Genomic DNA, 20046 nt, shown 5'->3' on the forward strand with positions numbered 1-20046 from the left:
TGAGGTTGGTGAAAAATGGCGAAGATAAAAACTGTGTACATATGTCAAGAATGTGGATATGAGTCTCCAAAGTGGATGGGTAAGTGTCCAGATTGTAACGCGTGGAATAGCTTCCAGGAGGAAGTAAAGGATACTAAAGAAACTGCTAAAAGTAGAGGTATAGCGTTAAATCCATCGAGTATTCCAAAGAATATAGGAGAAATTAAGTCTGGTGAAAAAGAAAGATTTAATACAGGAATAAAAGAGTTGAACAGAGTTCTAGGTGGAGGACTTGTAAAAGGATCCCTTACATTAATTTCAGGAGATCCTGGAATAGGTAAATCTACTTTGCTTCTCCAAACAGCTCAAAACATAGCTAAAAATTATGGGAAAGTATTATATGTATCTGGTGAAGAATCAGAAGAGCAGATTAAAATAAGAGGGGATAGGTTAGGCGTAGACTCTCAAAATTTATATATTGTATCGGAAACTAATTTAGAAATTATTGAAGCACATATAAATGAATTATCACCTATTTTCGTAATTATAGATTCTATTCAAACCATGTATAAACAAGGTGTAACCTCAGCACCTGGATCAGTATCTCAAGTTAGAGAATGTTCAAATGCAATTATGAGAATTGCCAAAGGTAATAATATTCCTCTATTTATAGTTGCACATGTAACTAAGCAGGGGGAACTTGCAGGACCTAGAGTACTAGAACATATGGTTGATACAGTTCTTTCATTTGAAGGAGAAAGAACCGAGGAATTTAGGGTACTTAGAACAATGAAAAATAGATTTGGAACCACAAGAGAAATTGGAGTTTTTGAAATGATGGGAGAAGGATTAGTTGAAGTCTATGACCCATCAAAATTATTTCTTCAAGAAAGAGACGGAAGTCAAGAAGGATCTATAGTAATAGGAATAATGGAAGGTTCTAGACCTATATTGGTAGAAATTCAAGCATTAGTTACAGAAACTAAAGCTGTTATGCCAAGAAGAACAGCAGTTGGAATAGATAATTCAAGATTAAGTTTAATATTAGCAGTTTTAGAAAAGAAACTTAGAATACCTTTTTACAACTGTGATGTATATATAAATGTTGTTGGTGGATTAAATATTGATGGAACAACGGGAGATTTAGGTGTTGCATTAGCACTTTTATCATCAATTAAAAACAAAGATTTTAAACTATCTAAGATGATGGCAGTAGGGGAAGTTGGGTTAACTGGAGAAATTAGACCTATTTCTTCTTGTGAAAGAATAGTTAATGAGGCAAGTAAGATGGGCTTTGAACATGTTATCATTCCATATAGAAATAAAGATAAGCTGGATGCTAAAGGAGTTAATGTAATAGGAGTTTCTAGTTTAAGAGAGGTAATAAATAAGATTTTTTAGGAATTAGGTGATAGTATGAGGATTGAACAGGATAAAGAAATTAAAAAAATATTAAAGATATTAGCTCCTGGAACAATACTACGTGATGGACTTGAGAATATTTTAAGAGCAAAAACTGGAGCACTTTTAGTGTTTAGTGATAATGAAGAAGTAATGAGATTGGTAGATGGGGGATTTAAAATTAATTCAGAATATACTCCATCTTATGTATATGAGTTAGCTAAGATGGATGGAGCAATTGTAATAAGCTCTGACTTTAAAAGAATAGTTTATGCAAATGTTCAAATGGTTCCAGATTCAACAATACCGACATTCGAAACAGGAACAAGACATAGAACTGCTCAAAGGGTGGCTAAGGAAACAGGAGTTATTGTAGTTGCTATATCTCAAAGGAGAAATATAATCACAATATATAAAGGCGATTTAAAGTATGTTTTAAGAGAGACATCAGCAATAATTGCAAGAGCAAATCAGGCAATACAAACACTTGAAAAATATGTTGCAGTTTTAGATAGAGTTAAAAATAACTTGAATGTACTAGAATTCCAAGACTTAACAACATTGTTTGATGTAATTACTGCAATTCAAAGAACTGAAATGGTAATGAGAATTGTAGGAGAAATTGAACGGTATATTGTAGAGTTAGGAAATGAAGGTAGATTAATTTCTATGCAACTTGCAGAACTTGTTAAGAGTATCGAACAGGATGGGATACTACTGATTAGAGATTATTGCCGTCTTGACTTAGATTTTAATGATATATATAAGGAAATACAAAAGTTAACTTCAGAAGAATTATTAGACTTAGATGCTATAGGTAAGAAGTTAGGCTTTGATGGAGTTTCATTAATAGATACGTTAATATCACCAAGAGGTTATAGAATTGTAAGTAAGATTCCTAGAATACCATCATCAGTAATTGAAAACCTAGTAAAACATTTTAGAGAACTTAAAAATATTATTGAAGCAACAAATGATGACCTAGATAAAGTTGAGGGAATTGGGGAAGCTAGAGCAAAAGCTATAAGAAATGGCTTAAGAAGAATTGAAGAACAAGTTGAATTAAACAAACAAGTATAGAATTTATTTAAAAATTTTAAATGTTGAGATTATTAATGTAATTTCATGGAATAATAATAGGTAGAAACAAAGGTTTCTACCTATTATTATCTAAAAGTAAATTTCCCTAAAGTATTTATTTTGTCATTTTCTTTAATCAAGATATCATATAAATTTAAATCAAGAGTATTACATAGGGATGTTAGATAGAAGAGATTGTTACCAATTTCTCTTTCTACTATTTCTCTACAACTATCACACAATTGTCCCTCTAAGTGTGATTTTAGACAATTATCTAAGTTTTCTAGTGAATCTTCATCAGAAGGTAGTATTTGACGAGAAGCATTTATTTTAATGCAACCACAATTAGTTACTGCTTTTGTTACAGCTCTATTAACTTTTGATTGGGATTCAGAAAGTTTGCTTAATATATCTAAAATACTTTTATGCCTTAACAAGGATTCATTTACAGAGTTTTGGAAATCATCAAAAATTACATCTTTCATGCTATCAACTCCTCACACGGTTGTTATGCTTATATTAATTATAAATATTTTAATACATTTTTGTCAATAATAGTTAAATGGGGTGAAGTAGGATTATGTATTTATGATAATTCAATTTTCTTATTTTTGATAGGGGGATAATAATTTGAAATAGAATTGAATTAAATTAAAATTATCTAAATATTAATATATAATCGCTGGGAATGTGATATAATATTAAAAAAATGATAAATATCTAAGTTTTTACACGAAGGAGGTGAAAGGATGTTAAAGAAGATATTAAGAATAGTTTTTTCTGTAATTGGGCTTATTATTGGATTCATAATTGGAGATGCTCTTTTGAAAATTGAAGTGATTGCTGATTTGGGATTCTTTGCAAATTCAACTTTCGGTAAGGTATCATTTTTAGGACTTATAACTGTTTTATTTGGAATTATATTATTTTTGTTATCACCATTTATTTATAATGGAATTACTAGGCTAATTGAATATGTAGAAAAAAGTATGCAGCGTTTAAGTGCTTCAGAGATAATTTTTGGAGCTGTAGGTGCAATAATTGTACTTATTATAACAACACTTATATCGCTACCTCTTAATAAACTATATCCTATAATTGGACCTATAATGTTTACTATGGTGAATATTATAGCAGCGGTTATAGGTGCAGATGTTTCTATAAAGAAAAAAGAAGATATAACGAATTTACTTCTTTCGATTAAAAGAGGCACAAAGGAAAAAAAGTCAAAAGTAAAAGGAATAGCAAAAGTTCTAGATACATCAGTTATAATTGACGGAAGGATATTTGATATTTGCCAAACTGGATTTGTTGAAGGTCCATTGGTTATTCCGAGTTTTGTTTTGGATGAACTTAGACATATATCTGACTCTTCAGATTCTTTAAAAAGAAATAGAGGAAGAAGAGGCCTTGATATACTAAATAAAATTCAAAAAGAATTAGCTATAGAAGTTGAAATATGGGAAGGGGACTTTCCAGAAATAGCTGAAGTTGATTCTAAGTTACTTAAGCTTGCACAAAAATTAAACGGCAAGGTTGTAACAAATGATTATAACTTAAATAAAGTTGCTGAATTTCAAGGAGTTCCAGTTTTAAATATAAATGAACTTGCTAATGCAATTAAACCAGTTGTAATACCAGGTGAAGAGATGAGGATACAAGTTATTAAAGATGGTAAAGAATCAGGCCAAGGAGTTGCTTATCTTGATGATGGTACTATGATAGTTGTTGAAGGTGGAAGAAGATTTATAGGAGAAGAATTAGATGTTGTAGTAACTTCAGTTCTTCAAACTGCAGCAGGTAGAATGATATTTGCAAGACAAAAAGAAGCATAATAGTTGGGAATGAAAAAATATGAATAAAGTAGTTGCTGTTATAGTTGCTGGTGGAAAAGGTAAAAGGATGTCAGCAGATATAAGCAAACAATTTATTGAACTAAAAGGAAGACCAATCTTATATTATACACTTGAAAAGTTTTTGGAAAACAAGAATATAGATAAGGTTGTACTAGTCCTACCAGAGGATGAAATTGAATACTGCAGAGAAAATATTTTATATAAATATAACTTAAATGTATGGAAAATAGTTTCTGGTGGGAAGGAAAGAAGTGACTCCGTATACTATGGATTAAAATCAATTGAGGGTGATGCTGAAATAGTTTTAATTCATGATGGAGCTAGACCATTTGTTTCTAATGAAATAATAGAAAATGGTATAAAATATGCTAAATTATATGGGGCAGCAGCATGTGGTGTGACTCCAAAAGATACGATTAAAGTAATTGGAGAGAATGGGTTTTCAAAAGAAACTCCCGATAGGAATACTTTATTTGCTGTTCAAACACCGCAAAGTTTTAAGCATAACTTGATATTAAAGGCACATGAAAGTGTTAGAGAAAAGGGAACTGTAGTTACAGATGATACTATGGTAGCCGAACTTTATGGAGAAAAAGTATTTTTATATCATGGAGATTATAATAATATAAAAATAACAACGCCTGAGGATTTAATTATCGCTGAAAATTTAATTTGATTTTAGCATGTTGTTGACAGGATTATTAAAACTAGATATAATAAAAAACAAAAATTAATATGCAAAGCATTGATGAAGAATAGTAGAAACTACTTTTCAGAGAGAGAATCCTAGGCTGTGAGATTTTCACCTGTTTCGAACCCGCTTCGGAGTTGTAGGCAAAAACTATCGGTTTAATACCGTTAAAATTACTAGAGTACAAATTTAGGTGGTACCGCGACTATAAGTTCGCCCTAATACAGGGTGGACTTTTTTTATTTTTTAATTAGAAATAGACTTGGAGGTATTATTAATATGAAGATGTCAAATATGTTAGTATCTACATTAAGAGAAGTGCCAGCAGAAGCAGAAATAGAAAGTCATAAACTTATGTTAAGAGCTGGTCTTATGAGAAAAATGGCAGCAGGAATATATAATTATATGCCATTAGGATTAAAGGTATTAAGAAACATTGAGCAAATAGTAAAAGAAGAAATGGATAATGCAGGAGCACAAGAATTCCTAGCATCTGCTATGCTTCCAGCTGAATTATGGCAAGAATCCGGCAGATGGGATGCATATGGAGCAGAGATGTTCAGGTTAAAAGATAGAAATTCAAGAGATTTTTGTTTAGGACCAACTCATGAAGAAGTGTTTACAGATATAGCTAGAAATGAAATAAAGTCATATAAACAACTACCATTGACATTATATCAAATCCAAACAAAATATAGAGATGAAAGAAGACCTAGATTCGGAGTTATGAGAAGTAGAGAGTTTATAATGAAGGATGCTTATAGCTTTGATAAAGATCAAGAAGGATTAGATTTAAGTTATGATAAAATGCATGAAGCATATGTTAAGATATTTAATAGATGTGGATTAGATGCAAAATGTGTTGAAGCAGATTCAGGTGCTATCGGTGGGTCTAACTCGGCAGAATTTATGGTTAAATCTGAAGTAGGGGAAGATGATGTGGTATTCTGTACAGCTTGTGATTATGCAGCTAATATAGAAAAAGCTCCATCAACACCAGAAAAAGAGGAAGCAACTGAATTAAAAGAAATTGAAAAAGTTGAAACTCCAAATGTAAGAACTATAGATGAATTAATAAAGTTCTTTAATACTACAGCTAAGAAATTTGTTAAAACTCTTATTTATAATGCAGATGGTAAGATAGTTGCAGTAATGGTTAGAGGAGATAGAGAAGTTAACGAAACTAAAGTAGCAAATGCTTTAGGCGGAGTTATAGAATTAGAGATGGCAAGCTCAGAAGATGTTGTTAAGGCAACAGGTGCAGCAATAGGTTTTGCAGGACCAATAGGAATAAAAGTTGATGAACTATTAGTTGATAATGAAGTATCAAACATGTACAATTTTATTGTTGGAGCTAATGAAACTGGATATCATTTATCAAACGTAAACTACGGAAGAGATTTTGATGGAAAGCTTGGAGATTATAGAAATATCACTGAAGGGGAAATATGTCCTCATTGTGGAGCTAAAATAACTATTTCAAGAGGAACAGAAGTTGGACACATATTTAAGCTTGGAACAAAATATTCAGAATCTATGAATGCTAATTTTATCGATGAAAAGGGAGAATCAAAACCATTTATCATGGGTTGCTATGGCATCGGTGTAACTAGAACTATGGCTTCAATAATTGAACAACATCATGATGAAAATGGAATAGTATGGCCAATATCAGTTGCTCCTTATCATGTTTCAGTAATTCCAGTAAATATTAAAGATGAAGCGCAAATGAAAGTTGCAGAAGAAATCTATAATAAGCTTAAGAGTATGCATGTAGAAGTAATTATGGATGATAGAAATGAAAGAGCAGGAGTTAAATTTAAGGATTCAGATTTGATAGGAATTCCTATGAGAATAACTGTTGGTAAGAAAATAACAGAAGGACAAATTGAATTTAAACTAAGAAATTCTTCAGATATTGAAGTAATTAATATAGATGAAGTATATAATAAAGTGAAAAATCAATTGGATTAAAATAGTTAATATAAAAAATTTAAAAGGAGGTAAAAAATGAGGCTATATAATACATTAACGAGAAAAAAAGAAGAGTTTATACCAATAACTCCAGGTGAGGTAAAAATGTATGTGTGTGGACCTACGGTATATAACTTCTTTCATATAGGAAACGGAAGAACTTTTATAGTATTTGATACCATTAGAAGATATCTTGAATATAGAGGATATAATGTTAAGTTCGTACAAAACTTTACTGATATTGATGATAAATTAATTACTAAAGCGAATGAGGAAGAAACAACATTAAAGGAAATTGGAGATAGATATATTTCTGAATATTATAAAGATGCTGATGGATTAAATATAAAAAGAGCTACAGTTAACCCTAGAGCCACAGAATATGTAAATCAAATAATTTCATTTGTTGAAGAGTTAATTGAAAAAGGATATGCATATGAAGTTGATGGTGATGTATATTTTAAAACAAAGAATTTTGAGAGTTATGGAAAACTCTCAGGACAAAGTTTAGAAGACTTGCAGGCAGGTGCTAGAATATCAGTAGATGAGAGAAAGCAAGATCCAATGGATTTTGCAATATGGAAAGCCTTAAAGCCAGGTGAACCAGGTTGGGATTGCCCATGGGGTAAGGGAAGACCAGGCTGGCATATTGAGTGTTCATGCATGGCAAAAAATATTTTAGGTGATACTATAGATATACATGCCGGTGGTTCAGACTTAGTATTCCCACATCATGAGAATGAGATAGCTCAAAGTGAAGCACTAACAGGTAAACCATTTGCAAATTACTGGATGCATGCAGCATTTCTTAATGTTAATAATCAGAAAATGTCTAAGTCTTTAAATAACTTTCTTACAGCAAGAGATGCACTTGAAAAATATGATGCAGATGTAATAAGATTTTTAATGCTATCAGGGCATTATAGAATTCAGCTTAATTTCTCTGATGAGCTTTTAGATTCAGCTAAGGCATCAGTAGAAAGACTGTACAATGCTATATCTAATTTAGAAAGCTTGTTAGATGAAGTAAAAAGAGAAGAAATTAGTGAAGATGAAAAGAAATATTTAGAGTCTCTAGATTCATATAGACAAAGATATATTGAAAAAATGGATGACGATTTTAATACTGCTGATGCTATTTCTGTACTTTTTGATTTATCAAGAGATATAAATTCAAATATTACAGTAGAATCTTCAAAAGAATTAGTAAATGGGGCATTAAGTATAATTAGAGAATTAGGAAATCCATTAGGTATACTACAAAAATCAACTAAGGTTAGCTTGGAAGAAGAAGTAGAAAAGCTAATAGAAGAGAGACAAAATGCAAGAAAGAATAGAGATTTTGCATTGGCTGATAAAATTAGAGATGATTTAAAGAGTAGAGGAATAATTTTGGAAGATACACCTCAAGGTGTAAGGTGGAAGAAGATATAATATTTAAGAGAGCTGTAAAAGCTCTCTTTTTCTATAGAAAATTAATAAATGATATTTGGGACAGTATTTATTTAAATGTTGCATAAGTAGAAATATTAACTACTATTTACAAATGTGATATAATTAAAAGGTTAAATACAAAATAAAGGAGAATCTATTTTGGATAATTTACTTTATGAAAAATTTTCAAGTGATAAAGCTCGTAGGTTGAATCCACTTCAACTTGCATTTGTAGGTGATGGAGTTTTTGAAACTTTTATAAGAAATTATATATTAAATAAAAACTGCGAGTTATCGGCACATAAACTTCATTTAGAAGCAATTAAGTATGTAAAAGCTCATGCGCAAAGTGAAATAATAAAGAGAATAGAACAACAGCTTACAGAGGAAGAATACTACATATATAAAAGAGGGAGAAACACTAAATCAGCAACTGTTCCTAAAAATGCGGATGTAACAGAATATAGAGCAGCTACAGGTTTTGAAGCTTTGGTAGGATACCTATATTTGATTGGTGATAAAGAAAGATTAAATTTTATCTTACTTAAATCTGTTGAAGAAAATCTTATAAAGGAGAACTAGTAATGAAAAAGAGATTTGAAGAAAAAAGAAATGATACCAAAAGAAATGATACTAAAAGAAATGAAGCAAAAATATCAGAAGATAGAAGATTTGATAGGAATAGTGACAAGGACGAACAAAAACCAATAAGAGAGGATTTGGTTGAAGGAAGAAATGCTGTTATTGAGGTACTTAAATCTGATAGAACCATAGAATACATAATGGTAGCTAAAGGTGATGTAGAAGGCTCAATAAAGCAAATAATTAAGTTGGCAAAAGATAAGAGAATTGTAATTAAAGAGGTTGATAGAAAGAAATTAGATTCAATGACTGAAACCGGAGTTCATCAAGGGGTTATGGCTATTGTTACTCCGTTTAAATATTGCACTATAGATGAAATATTAAAGGTTTCAGAGGATAGGAACGAAAAACCATTTATAGTAGTTTTAGATGAAATAGAAGATCCACATAATTTAGGATCAATAATAAGAACTGCTGAATTATCAGGAGTTCATGGTATAATTATTCCGAAAAGAAGAAATGTCGGAGTAACTCCAACAGTATACAAATCATCAGCTGGTGCAGTTCAATATATGAAAATAGCAAAGGTAACAAATATAAATGTGGCAATAGATGAACTTAAAGAAAAAGGATTATGGGTATATGGTGCAGATATTGATGGCGAAGAGTATAGCTATTCAGAAGATTTTTCTGGAGCTTGTGCAATAGTAATAGGCAGTGAGGGAAAAGGCATATCAAATCTTACACTAAAAAAATGCGATAAATTAGTTAAAATACCTATGGTGGGTAAAATAAACTCTTTAAACGCTTCAGTTGCAGGTGGTATAATGATGTATGAAGTATTAAAATCTAGAATAATAAAAAAATAGATCTGAGAGTGATGGGGTTTTGAAAAAAATATTTATTGACGGATATAATGTAATAAACTCTTGGCCCAATCTGAAAAAAGCCATAACCTATAGTTATGAAGCAGCAAGACAAGAACTTATTGAAATTTTGCAAAATTTCGCGAATTTTGATGATTGTAATATAGAAATAGTATTTGATGCTCACAAGGTTGGCGGAAATTTAGAAAAAAAAGAGATTATTGATAGTAGGCTAACTGTTATTTTTACAAAGGATGGAGAAACGGCAGATAGTTATATTGAAAGAAGTGTAAATGAATTAGGCAGAAGATTTGAGATTTGGGTTGTTACATCAGATTGGCTTGAACAACAAACAATATTTCAAAGAGGGGCCACGCGCATTTCGGCACTGGAATTTTATCATGAAACTATTCAAATGAAAAAAGAAATAAAATCTGAAACTGAGAAGATTACTAAGGGGAAAAAGAATTTACTTGAAGATAGCTTAGATGAAATGGTTTTAGAGAAATTAAATAAAATAAGACGAAGTAGGTAAACAAAATTTTATTATTGTTTAATTATGGTTATTTGCTTGCAAAGGGGGGATTGTCATGGAGAATAGAAAAAAGCCTGTTAAAGATTTCTTAGAATTTATAGATTTAGCAGATGAAGAGATAGTTTCGAAAGCTAAGAGTGGTAATACTAGAGCACAAGAATACATAATAAGTAAATTTCAGAGTTTTGTAAAAACTAAGGCTAAATCATATTTTTTAATAGGGGCAGATAAAGAAGACATATATCAAGAAGGAATGATAGGCTTATATAAGGCTATTAGAGACTTTAATCCTGACAAACTTTCATCTTTTAGAGCATTTGCAGAATTGTGTGTGACTAGACAAATAATAACTGCAATAAAAACAGCTACAAGACAAAAACATATACCTCTTAATACTTATGTGTCACTTAATAAACCGGTATATGAAGAAGAATCCGAGAGAACCTTATTAGATATATTATCAGGACTTAAAATAACTGATCCTGAAGAACTTGTAATAAGTAAAGAAGAAATGGAAAGAATGGAAAAAGAAATATCTAAAACTCTTACTGAGCTTGAAATGGAAGTTCTTACTTCATACCTGGATGGTAAATCTTATCAAGAAATAGCATGTGATTTAGATAGACATGCAAAGTCCATAGACAATGCATTGCAAAGGGTTAAGAGAAAATTGGAAAAATGCCTCAATTATAGTAATTAAATTATATTATATATTGACAAATGAATATTGGGATAGTAAACTTTATAATTGGTATATATATGATATACATATATATACTTAAGTTGCTCACGTAGCTCAGTCGGTAGAGCGTCGCCTTGGTAAGGCGGAGGTCGTCGGTTCAATCCCGATCGTGAGCTCCAATTTTTTCTAAAAACTAAACGCTAGGCAAAGTTTATTAAAAAAGTTATAAGGAGGAATCAAACAATGTCAAAGGCAAAATTTGAAAGAAACAAACCACACGTTAACATTGGAACAATAGGTCACGTAGACCACGGTAAGACAACATTAACAGCAGCAATCACAACAGTATTAGCAAACAAGGGATTTGCAGAAGCATTCAACTATGCAGATATAGATAAAGCACCAGAGGAAAAAGAAAGAGGAATTACAATCAACACAGCACACGTAGAGTATGAAACAGAAAACAGACACTACGCACACGTTGACTGTCCAGGACATGCTGACTATGTTAAGAACATGATAACAGGAGCAGCACAAATGGATGGAGCTATCTTAGTTGTATCAGCAGCAGATGGTCCAATGCCTCAAACAAGAGAACATATACTACTAGCATCAAGAGTAGGAGTTGACTATATCGTAGTATTCTTAAACAAAGCAGATATGGTAGATGACGAAGAATTACTTGAATTAGTAGAAATGGAAGTAAGAGAACTATTAAGCGAATACAACTTCCCAGGAGATGATATTCCAATAGTTAAAGGATCAGCATTACAAGCATTAGAAAACCCAACTGATGAAGCTAAGATTCAACCAATCTTAGACTTAATGGATGCAGTAGATAGCTACATTCCAACACCAGAAAGAGCAACAGATAAGCCATTCTTAATGCCAGTAGAAGATGTATTCACAATCACTGGTAGAGGAACAGTTGCAACTGGAAGAGTTGAAAGTGGAATTCTTCATGTAGGAGACGAAGTAGAAGTAGTTGGATTAAGTGAAGAAAGAAGAAAGACAGTAGTAACAGGAATAGAAATGTTCAGAAAGTTACTAGACGAAGCACAAGCTGGAGATAACATCGGAGCATTATTAAGAGGTGTTCAAAGAACTGATATCGAAAGAGGTCAAGTTTTAGCTAAAAGTGGATCAGTAAACCCACATAAAGCATTCGTAGGTCAAGTTTACGTATTAAAGAAAGAAGAAGGCGGAAGACATACTCCATTCTTCGATGGATATAGACCACAATTCTATTTCAGAACAACAGACGTAACAGGATCAATCAAATTACCAGACGGAATGGAAATGGTAATGCCAGGAGATCACATCGACATGAATGTTGAATTAATCACTGAAATCGCAATGAATGAAGGATTAAGATTCGCAATCAGAGAAGGTGGAAGAACTGTAGGTTCTGGAGTTGTTACTACTATAGTTAAATAATACAGAATATTCAAGGACTGGGTTTGACACCTGGTCCTTTAAATAGGAACAAATTATTGACTTTGTTATATATTTGTGATAATGTAATGAAGTAACTGACATAGTGTATATTTATATACTGTGTTTTAGTTTACGTTATATATAATAAACTGGAGGTGCAGACCATGAGAGTAAAGATAACTTTAGCTTGCACAGAGTGCAAACAAAGAAACTATAACTCAATGAAGAATAAGAAAAATGACCCAGATAGATTAGAAATGAAAAAGTACTGCAAGTTTTGTAAAAAACATACTCTTCACAGAGAAACAAAATAATCTTTTAGGTTTCAGCAATTTTAAGGATGTGAATAAAAATGGCTGTCAATGGCAAGGTTAAAAAAGAGTCTGCATCAAAAAAAGAAGCAGGCATTGTTAAGTTTTTTAGAGAGGTTAAGGCTGAAGTTAAGAGAATAACATGGCCTAATAAGAATGAAGCAAAGAAAGCCTTTATAGCAACAATAGCCTTTACACTATTTTACATAGTGTTAGTAGGTGGGTTCGACCTTGTTTTTAAAAACCTCTTTGAATTAATTTTTAAATTAAAATAAAGGGAGGTTTGGATGAGCTGTTCATCTGTATAATATGAGTGAAAGAGCTAGATGGTATGTAGTACACACATATTCGGGATATGAAAATAAAGTTAAGGCAAACCTTGAGAAGACCATAGAGAATAGAGGACTTGAAGGTTTAATACATGATATGCAAGTTCCGATGGAAGAATCCGTTGAAGAAAAAGATGGTAAACAAAAGGTTACACTTAAAAAGAAATTTCCGGGATATGTTTTAGTGAAAATGATCATGAATGACGACTCTTGGTATGTTGTAAGAAATACAAGAGGAGTTACAGGATTTGTAGGTCCAGGATCCAAACCAGTTCCACTAACTGATGAAGAAGTTGACTCAATGGGAGTTGTAGATATTCCTGAGGAGATTTATTTAGAAGTAGGAGAAAGTGTTAGGATTTCATCAGGTCCATTTAAGGACATGGTTGCTACAATAGTAGAAGTAAACACTGAAAAGCGCAAGGTAAAAGCCTTAGCTGAATTCTTCGGTAGAGAAACATCGATCGAAGCAGAATTTAATCAAGTTGAAAAATTAGTTTAATACTAATTTTACAAATAGAGACCAAGGTCTTAATTAAGTGGGAGGGCATAAGCCCGTATTACCACAGTATAGGAGGAATAACAGATGGCTAAGAAAGTAACAGGAATGATTAAACTTCAACTTGCTGCAGGAAAAGCAACACCAGCTCCACCAGTTGGTCCAGCATTAGGACAACATGGGGTTAATATAATGGGATTCTGTAAGGAGTTCAATGCTAAAACTGCTGATAAGGCTGGTTTAATAATACCAGTAGTTATAACAGTATACCAAGACAGATCTTTTAGTTTTATACTAAAAACTCCACCAGCTGCTGTTTTAATTAAAAAGGAATTAGGATTAGAAAGTGGTTCAGGAGTACCAAACAGAACTAAGGTTGGTAAAATAACTAAGGAACAAGTTAGAAAAATAGCTGAATTAAAGATGCCAGATTTAAATGCTGCATCAGTTGAAGCTGCTATGAGTATGATTGAAGGTACTGCTAGAAGTATGGGAGTAACTGTAGTCGAATAATTTCTTGAATCGGTGGGAGGTAAAAACCGTTAATACCACAAAGGAGGCTTAATATATGGGAAAGAATTATGTTGAAAGTGCAAAATTAGTTGATAAGAGTGCTTTATACACTCCATCAGAAGCATTAGATTTAGCTGTTAAAACAGCTAAAGCAAAGTTTGATGAAACAATAGAAATACACGTAAGATTAGGTGTAGATCCAAGACATGCTGACCAACAAGTAAGAGGTGCTGTAGTATTACCACACGGTACTGGTAGATCAGTAAAAGTATTAGTTTTCGCTAAAGGAGATAAAGCAAAGGAAGCAGAAGCTGCTGGAGCTGATTTCGTTGGAGCAGAAGAACTAGTTACAAAAATTCAAAGTGAAAATTGGTTTGATTATGATGTAGTTGTAGCAACTCCAGATATGATGGGTGTTGTTGGTAGATTAGGTAGAGTATTAGGACCTAAGGGATTAATGCCAAACCCTAAATCAGGAACAGTTACATTTGATGTTGCTAAAGCAATAGCAGATATTAAAGCAGGTAAAGTTGAGTACAGAGTTGATAAAACAGCTATAGTACACTGCCCAATCGGAAAGAAATCTTTTGGAGTAGAAAAATTAGCTGATAACTTCCGTACTTTAATGGAAGCTATAGTTAAAGCTAAACCAGCAGCTGCAAAAGGACAATACGTTAAGTCAGTTTCTTTATCAGCTACAATGGGACCTGGAGTAAAAGTTAATCCTGTTAAAGTTTTAGAATAATATTGACAAAAATCAATCCTTATGGTAGAATTGATTTCGTTGTGATAACTGAATAGGTGTACCGTAGACAGTGGGTGCTAATGCATAACGTATATCGACCTACCGAGGGTTCCATACATTTGAATGTAATGGGTCTTTCCTGGTCTGCGGAGAGACCCTTTCTTAATTATAAAAAGCAGTAATAGACTGTGAGGAGGTGGACACACAGTGGCAAACAAAAATAGACAATTAAAAGAAGCAAAAGTTGCTGAGATTAAAGAAAAGTTAGAGAAAGCTCAATCAGTTGTTCTTGCAAATTATCAAGGATTAACAGTTGAAGAAGATACTCAACTTAGAAAGAGTCTTAGAGAAGCTGGTATAGAATACAAGGTATATAAAAATACTTTAGTAACATTAGCAGCAAAAGAGTTAGGCCATGAAGGAATCGTTCAATATTTAGAAGGACCAGTATCTATAGCAATAGGTTATGAAGATGCTACAGCTCCTGCTAGAGTGTTAAATGATTTTGCTAAAGGTCATAAGAAATTAGAATTAAAAGCTGGTTTAGTAGCTGGAGAAGTATATGATTCAGAAAAAGTTAAACAACTTGCTGACATACCACCAAAGGAAGTTCTTATTGCGAAACTTCTTGGAAGCTTCAAGGCTCCAATATCAAATTTTGCATACTTATTAAATGCAGTTAAAGAAAAAAAAGAATCAGAATCAGCTGAATAAAAAATAAAAAGTTTAAAAAATTTCGGAGGTGCTAAAAATGACAAAGGAACAAATAATTGACGCTATAAAAGCAATGAGCGTTTTAGAATTAAATGATTTAGTAAAAGCTTGTGAAGAAGAATTCGGAGTAAGTGCTGCTGCACCAGTAGCTGTTGCAGGTGTTGCTGCACCAGGAGCTGCTGCTGAAGAAAAAACTGAATTTGATGTAGTTTTAGCTAGCGCTGGAGCTAACAAAATCAAAGTTATCAAAGTTGTTAGAGAAATAACTGGATTAGGATTAAAGGAAGCTAAAGAAATAGTTGACGGAGCTCCTAAGACATTAAAAGAAGCTGTAGCTAAAGAAGAAGCTGAAGATATCAAAGCTAAATTAGCTGAAGTTGGAGCAGAAGTTGAAGTAAAATAATTTCTGTTTAGCATAAAAGAGGTGCTATTATTAGCACCTCTTTAGTTTCTTTAAAATAGCTTTAAAAAAGTGTTAATTTAGGGTTTAAATTCTTAATTAGCATTGACATACCAAATTTGTTATGATATTATCATTTAATGTACTATTCAATATGGATTAGTATATATAATTTTAGGATAACCGTATAATAATTGAAGAAAATGGTTATACTAAAATGATGACATTACCCGAAAGTGGCTTTCCTCAAAGGGGGAAGTACGTACTTTTGGTTATTTTAGTTTAAACAAGGGGTGAAAGTTGATGGTACATCCTGTCCAAGTGGGAAAAAGAACTAGAATGAGCTTCGCTACAGTTAAAGAAGTTACTGACATGCCAAATCTAATTGAGGTACAATTAGATTCTTATAACTGGTTCCTAAAAGAAGGTCTTTATGAGGTTTTTGAAGATGTAAACCCAATAACGAACTTTACAGGTAACTTAGTTTTAGAATTTACTGACTTCAATTTAGATAAGGAAAATATCAAGTACTCTGTAGAAGAGTGCAAAGAGAGAGATGCGACTTATGCAGCGCCTTTAAAAGTATCAGTAAGACTACAGAACAAGGAAACAGGAGAAATTAAAGAGCAAGAGGTTTTCATGGGAGATTTCCCATTAATGACTGAGCAAGGTACTTTTATAATAAACGGTGCTGAAAGAGTTATAGTTAGCCAATTGGTTAGATCTCCAGGAGTTTATTATAGTGTTGCAAGAGATAAAAGTGGTAAAAAACTTTTTTCTTCAACTGTTATACCAAACAGAGGTGCATGGTTAGAATATGAAACTGATTCTAATGATGTAATATATGTAAGGATTGATAAGACTAGAAAGCTTCCAATCACAATACTTGCTAGAGCAATGGGATTTGGAACTGATGGTGAACTTTTAGAGTATTTCGGAGAAGAAGAAAGATTTAAAGCAACAATAGAAAAAGATAATACTAAAACAAAAGAAGAAGCTCTATTAGAAATATATAAGAGATTAAGACCTGGTGAACCACCAACAGTTGATAGTGCAGTATCTCTTATAGACTCTCTTTTCTTTGATGCAAAGAGATATGATTTATCAAGAGTTGGAAGATATAAGTTTAATAAAAAATTAGCCATAAATCTTAGAATTGTTAATCAAATAGCAGCTTTAGATATCGTGAATCCTGAAACAGGAGAAGTTCTTGTAGAAAAAGGACAAAAAATCACGAGAAAAATGGCAGAAGAGATTCAAAATATAGGAATAAATTCTGTTGATGTATTAGTTGATGACAGAGTTATCAGAGTAATAGGTAATCATTTTGTTGATCTAAGTAAACATGTGAGCTTTGATCCAGAAGAATTAAATATTAGAGAATTTGTTCACTATCCAACATTAAAAGAAATCCTTGAAACCTATTCGGATGAAGAAGAAATAAAGGATGCAATCAAAAAGAATATTACTAGACTTATACCAAAACATATAATCAGAGATGATATGTATGCAACAATAAGTTATGAAATAGGCTTAGCTTATGGTATAGGTTATGTGGATGATATAGATCATTTAGGTAATAGAAGAGTTAGAAGCGTAGGTGAACTTTTACAAAATCAATTTAGAATTGGTTTATCTAGAATGGAAAGAGTAGTTAAAGAAAGAATGACTATTCAAGACCAAGAAGGAATCACTCCGCAGGTGTTAATTAACATAAGACCAGTTGCTGCAGCTATCAAGGAATTCTTCGGTAGTTCACAACTTTCACAGTTCATGGATCAAATCAATCCATTATCTGAATTAACACATAAAAGAAGGTTATCTGCTCTTGGACCAGGAGGTCTTTCAAGAGAAAGAGCTGGTTTTGAAGTAAGAGACGTTCACCATTCACATTATGGAAGAATGTGTCCTATAGAAACACCAGAAGGACCAAATATAGGATTAATAAACTCTCTAGCAACTTATGCTAGGGTTAATGAGTATGGATTTATAGAAACTCCATATAGAGTTATAGATAAAGAAACAGGAATAATTGAAAAAGACGTTAAATATTTTACAGCTGATGTAGAAGATCAATACTATGTTGCTCAAGCTAATGAACCATTAGATGAAGAAAGACGTTTTGTTGATTCAAGAGTTACTGTTAGATATTTAGAAGACGTACTTGTTATTCCAAGAGAAGATGTTGACTTGATGGATGTATCTCCAAGACAAATAGTATCTGTAGCAACAGCTATGATACCATTCTTAGAGAACGATGATGCATCTAGAGCACTGATGGGTTCAAACATGCAACGTCAAGCTGTACCACTATTAAAACCACAAGCTCCTATTGTAGGAACAGGCATAGAATATAAAGCTGCAGTTGACTTAGGTGTATTACCTAAGGCTAGAAAAGCAGGGGTAGTATCTTATGTTAGTGGTAATGAAATTAGAGTTAAGAGAGATTCTGATGGTGGAACTGATATATACAGACTACTTAAGTTTAAAAGAAGTAACCAAGGTACATGTATAAATCAGAGACCAATTGTTTCTAAAGGAGAAGTAGTAGCAGAAGGAACTGTATTAGCTGATGGACCTTCTACTGATTTAGGAGAAATTGCTTTAGGAAAGAATATTAGAATGGGATTCATAACATGGGAAGGTTATAACTATGAGGATGCTATGCTAATATCTGAAGAATTGGTAAGAGAAGATGTATTTACTTCGATTCATATAGAAGAATATGAATGTGAAGCTAGAGATACTAAATTAGGACCAGAAGAAATCACAAGAGATATACCTAATGTTGGTGAAGATGCAATTAGAGATTTAGACGAAAGAGGAATCATCAGAATAGGTGCTGAAGTTAGATCAGGAGATATTCTAGTTGGAAAAGTTACTCCAAAGGGAGAAACTGAATTAACTGCAGAAGAAAGATTATTAAGAGCAATCTTTGGTGAAAAAGCTAGAGAAGTAAGAGATACTTCTTTAAGAGTTCCTCACGGAGAAGCTGGTATAATTGTAGATGTAAAAGTATTTACTAGAGAAAATGGAGATGAACTTACTCCAGGAGTAAATGAACTAGTAAGATGCTATATAGCTCAAAAGAGAAAAATATCTGTAGGAGATAAGATGGCTGGACGTCATGGTAACAAAGGGGTTGTCTCAAGAGTATTACCTGAAGAAGATATGCCTTTCCTACCAGATGGAAGACCACTTCAAATCTGTTTAAATCCACTAGGAGTTCCTTCACGTATGAACATTGGTCAGGTGTTGGAAGTTCACTTGGGTTGGGCTGCAAGCAAACTTGGATGGCATATAGCTACTCCAGTATTTGATGGAGCTACAGAAAAAGATATTGAAGAATGTCTAGAACAAGCAGGATATAATGCTAATGGTAAAACAGTTTTATATGATGGTAGAACTGGAGAGCCTTTTGATAATGAAGTTACTGTTGGGATAATGTATATTTTAAAACTTGCCCATTTAGTTGATGATAAGATTCATGCTAGAAGTACTGGACCATATTCATTAGTAACTCAACAACCACTTGGAGGTAAAGCTCAATTTGGTGGTCAAAGATTCGGAGAAATGGAAGTTTGGGCTCTAGAAGCATATGGAGCTGCACACACACTTCAAGAAATATTAACTGTAAAATCTGATGATGTTGTAGGTAGAGTTAAAACTTACGAAGCTATTGTTAAGGGTGAAAACATACCTGAACCAGGAGTACCAGAATCATTTAAGGTTCTTATAAAGGAACTTCAAGCTTTATGCTTAGATGTTAAAGTGCTTAATGATGAAAACCAAGAAGTTAAGCTAAAAGAACTTGGTGAAGATGATGAAACTGCTGAATTAGATGTAAATATAGAAGGTAATGAAGACATTGTTCCACCAGCACCAGAGGGAGATGACAGTTACTTAACTACTGATGAAGAATTAGAAGAAGAATTAGATTACGATTCTTTTCAGTTAGAAGAATTCCAAGAAGATTTAGAACTTGATGATTTTAATGATGAACACTAATTTATGAAGG

General features: G+C 32.5%; 20 protein-coding genes, 1 tRNA gene and 1 other annotated feature. Of the genes, 20 read left to right on the plus strand and 1 reads right to left on the minus strand.

The genetic code is table 11. The annotated features are described in order from the left end of the window. The first annotated feature begins 15 nt into the window (after positions 1 to 15). Both radA and disA read left to right on the plus strand, forming a co-directional pair. Positions 16 to 1380 (plus strand): DNA repair protein RadA, encoded by a 1365-nt coding sequence (gene radA, locus L1S47_RS14715; RefSeq protein WP_202765660.1) that lies wholly within the window; start codon positions 16 to 18, stop codon positions 1378 to 1380. 15 nt (positions 1381 to 1395) lie between these two features. Next, a complete protein-coding gene (gene disA, locus L1S47_RS14720) occupies positions 1396 to 2460 on the plus strand; it encodes a DNA integrity scanning diadenylate cyclase DisA (RefSeq protein ID WP_202765659.1) in 1065 nt (354 codons plus the stop codon). 86 nt (positions 2461 to 2546) lie between these two features. On the opposite strand, the gene L1S47_RS14725 is transcribed toward disA, so the two are convergent. Further along, complete coding sequence (locus tag L1S47_RS14725; RefSeq protein WP_202765658.1) at positions 2547 to 2945, minus strand: DUF1573 domain-containing protein; 399 nt, start codon at positions 2943 to 2945, stop codon at positions 2547 to 2549. A 264-nt stretch (positions 2946 to 3209) separates the two neighbouring features. Between L1S47_RS14725 and L1S47_RS14730 the strand changes: the two genes are divergently transcribed. The 18 genes from L1S47_RS14730 (at position 3210) to rpoB (ending at position 20036) form a co-directional block, all read left to right on the plus strand. Continuing rightward, complete coding sequence (locus L1S47_RS14730; RefSeq protein WP_202765657.1) at positions 3210 to 4295, plus strand: PIN/TRAM domain-containing protein; 1086 nt, start codon at positions 3210 to 3212, stop codon at positions 4293 to 4295. A gap of 19 nt (positions 4296 to 4314) precedes the next feature. Then, positions 4315 to 4992 (plus strand): 2-C-methyl-D-erythritol 4-phosphate cytidylyltransferase, encoded by a 678-nt coding sequence (gene ispD / locus L1S47_RS14735; protein ID WP_238884295.1) that lies wholly within the window; start codon positions 4315 to 4317, stop codon positions 4990 to 4992. 294 nt (positions 4993 to 5286) lie between these two features. Next, the gene (locus tag L1S47_RS14740; protein ID WP_238884296.1) at positions 5287 to 6981 is read left to right on the plus strand and encodes a proline--tRNA ligase; all 1695 of its coding nucleotides are present in this window, start codon (positions 5287 to 5289) and stop codon (positions 6979 to 6981) included. A gap of 36 nt (positions 6982 to 7017) precedes the next feature. Continuing rightward, complete coding sequence (gene cysS, locus L1S47_RS14745; RefSeq protein ID WP_238884297.1) at positions 7018 to 8415, plus strand: cysteine--tRNA ligase; 1398 nt, start codon at positions 7018 to 7020, stop codon at positions 8413 to 8415. A 159-nt stretch (positions 8416 to 8574) separates the two neighbouring features. Then, a complete protein-coding gene (locus L1S47_RS14750) occupies positions 8575 to 8997 on the plus strand; it encodes a Mini-ribonuclease 3 (protein ID WP_275297857.1) in 423 nt (140 codons plus the stop codon). A gap of 2 nt (positions 8998 to 8999) precedes the next feature. Then, positions 9000 to 9866, plus strand: a complete 867-nt coding sequence (gene rlmB / locus L1S47_RS14755; RefSeq protein ID WP_238884298.1) for a 23S rRNA (guanosine(2251)-2'-O)-methyltransferase RlmB — start codon at positions 9000 to 9002, stop codon at positions 9864 to 9866. Positions 9867 to 9885: 19 nt separating this feature from the next. Next, positions 9886 to 10398, plus strand: a complete 513-nt coding sequence (locus tag L1S47_RS14760) for an NYN domain-containing protein (RefSeq protein ID WP_202765652.1) — start codon at positions 9886 to 9888, stop codon at positions 10396 to 10398. Positions 10399 to 10453: 55 nt separating this feature from the next. Beyond that, complete coding sequence (gene sigH, locus L1S47_RS14765; RefSeq protein WP_238884299.1) at positions 10454 to 11098, plus strand: RNA polymerase sporulation sigma factor SigH; 645 nt, start codon at positions 10454 to 10456, stop codon at positions 11096 to 11098. An 85-nt stretch (positions 11099 to 11183) separates the two neighbouring features. Beyond that, positions 11184 to 11259, plus strand: a tRNA-Thr gene (locus L1S47_RS14770). 64 nt (positions 11260 to 11323) lie between these two features. Further along, complete coding sequence (tuf, locus tag L1S47_RS14775; protein WP_238884300.1) at positions 11324 to 12517, plus strand: elongation factor Tu; 1194 nt, start codon at positions 11324 to 11326, stop codon at positions 12515 to 12517. A gap of 164 nt (positions 12518 to 12681) precedes the next feature. Beyond that, entirely contained in the window at positions 12682 to 12831 is a 150-nt protein-coding gene (gene rpmG, locus L1S47_RS14780; RefSeq protein ID WP_202765684.1) for a 50S ribosomal protein L33, read from the plus strand. Positions 12832 to 12869: 38 nt separating this feature from the next. Then, on the plus strand, positions 12870 to 13103 hold the full coding sequence (gene secE / locus L1S47_RS14785; protein WP_202765683.1) for a preprotein translocase subunit SecE: 234 nt from the start codon (positions 12870 to 12872) through the stop codon (positions 13101 to 13103). 34 nt (positions 13104 to 13137) lie between these two features. Beyond that, positions 13138 to 13659, plus strand: coding sequence for a transcription termination/antitermination protein NusG (nusG, locus tag L1S47_RS14790; RefSeq protein ID WP_202765682.1), 522 nt, complete (start codon positions 13138 to 13140; stop codon positions 13657 to 13659). Between the two features lie 84 nt (positions 13660 to 13743). After that, a complete protein-coding gene (gene rplK / locus L1S47_RS14795; RefSeq protein ID WP_202765681.1) occupies positions 13744 to 14169 on the plus strand; it encodes a 50S ribosomal protein L11 in 426 nt (141 codons plus the stop codon). Positions 14170 to 14224: 55 nt separating this feature from the next. Continuing rightward, positions 14225 to 14914 carry a 50S ribosomal protein L1 gene (gene rplA, locus L1S47_RS14800; protein ID WP_202765680.1) on the plus strand — a complete coding sequence of 230 codons (690 nt, stop codon included), beginning with the start codon at positions 14225 to 14227 and terminating at the stop codon, positions 14912 to 14914. Positions 14915 to 14957: 43 nt separating this feature from the next. After that, positions 14958 to 15087 (plus strand) — a sequence feature (ribosomal protein L10 leader region). A gap of 34 nt (positions 15088 to 15121) precedes the next feature. Beyond that, positions 15122 to 15628, plus strand: a complete 507-nt coding sequence (gene rplJ / locus L1S47_RS14805) for a 50S ribosomal protein L10 (protein ID WP_238884301.1) — start codon at positions 15122 to 15124, stop codon at positions 15626 to 15628. A 37-nt stretch (positions 15629 to 15665) separates the two neighbouring features. Further along, on the plus strand, positions 15666 to 16031 hold the full coding sequence (gene rplL, locus L1S47_RS14810) for a 50S ribosomal protein L7/L12 (RefSeq protein WP_238884302.1): 366 nt from the start codon (positions 15666 to 15668) through the stop codon (positions 16029 to 16031). Positions 16032 to 16331: 300 nt separating this feature from the next. Then, complete coding sequence (gene rpoB, locus L1S47_RS14815; protein WP_238884303.1) at positions 16332 to 20036, plus strand: DNA-directed RNA polymerase subunit beta; 3705 nt, start codon at positions 16332 to 16334, stop codon at positions 20034 to 20036. The last annotated feature ends 10 nt before the right edge of the window (positions 20037 to 20046 follow it).

This window comes from Clostridium sp. YIM B02551, from assembly GCF_022324735.1.
Classification (GTDB): domain Bacteria; phylum Bacillota; class Clostridia; order Clostridiales; family Clostridiaceae; genus Clostridium_T; species Clostridium_T paridis.

Excerpts from the sequence above, each read along its gene's own strand:
- radA (WP_202765660.1), top strand. The coding sequence starts at position 16 with ATGGCGAAGATAAAAACTGTGTACATATGTCAAGAATGTGGATATGAG.
- disA (WP_202765659.1), top strand. The coding sequence starts at position 1,396 with ATGAGGATTGAACAGGATAAAGAAATTAAAAAAATATTAAAGATATTA.
- L1S47_RS14725 (WP_202765658.1), bottom strand. The coding sequence starts at position 2,945 with ATGAAAGATGTAATTTTTGATGATTTCCAAAACTCTGTAAATGAATCC.
- L1S47_RS14730 (WP_202765657.1), top strand. The coding sequence starts at position 3,210 with ATGTTAAAGAAGATATTAAGAATAGTTTTTTCTGTAATTGGGCTTATT.
- ispD (WP_238884295.1), top strand. The coding sequence starts at position 4,315 with ATGAATAAAGTAGTTGCTGTTATAGTTGCTGGTGGAAAAGGTAAAAGG.
- L1S47_RS14740 (WP_238884296.1), top strand. The coding sequence starts at position 5,287 with ATGAAGATGTCAAATATGTTAGTATCTACATTAAGAGAAGTGCCAGCA.
- cysS (WP_238884297.1), top strand. The coding sequence starts at position 7,018 with ATGAGGCTATATAATACATTAACGAGAAAAAAAGAAGAGTTTATACCA.
- rlmB (WP_238884298.1), top strand. The coding sequence starts at position 9,000 with ATGAAAAAGAGATTTGAAGAAAAAAGAAATGATACCAAAAGAAATGAT.
- sigH (WP_238884299.1), top strand. The coding sequence starts at position 10,454 with ATGGAGAATAGAAAAAAGCCTGTTAAAGATTTCTTAGAATTTATAGAT.
- tuf (WP_238884300.1), top strand. The coding sequence starts at position 11,324 with ATGTCAAAGGCAAAATTTGAAAGAAACAAACCACACGTTAACATTGGA.
- rpmG (WP_202765684.1), top strand. The coding sequence starts at position 12,682 with ATGAGAGTAAAGATAACTTTAGCTTGCACAGAGTGCAAACAAAGAAAC.
- secE (WP_202765683.1), top strand. The coding sequence starts at position 12,870 with ATGGCTGTCAATGGCAAGGTTAAAAAAGAGTCTGCATCAAAAAAAGAA.
- nusG (WP_202765682.1), top strand. The coding sequence starts at position 13,138 with ATGAGTGAAAGAGCTAGATGGTATGTAGTACACACATATTCGGGATAT.
- rplK (WP_202765681.1), top strand. The coding sequence starts at position 13,744 with ATGGCTAAGAAAGTAACAGGAATGATTAAACTTCAACTTGCTGCAGGA.
- rplA (WP_202765680.1), top strand. The coding sequence starts at position 14,225 with ATGGGAAAGAATTATGTTGAAAGTGCAAAATTAGTTGATAAGAGTGCT.
- rplL (WP_238884302.1), top strand. The coding sequence starts at position 15,666 with ATGACAAAGGAACAAATAATTGACGCTATAAAAGCAATGAGCGTTTTA.
- rpoB (WP_238884303.1), top strand. The coding sequence starts at position 16,332 with ATGGTACATCCTGTCCAAGTGGGAAAAAGAACTAGAATGAGCTTCGCT.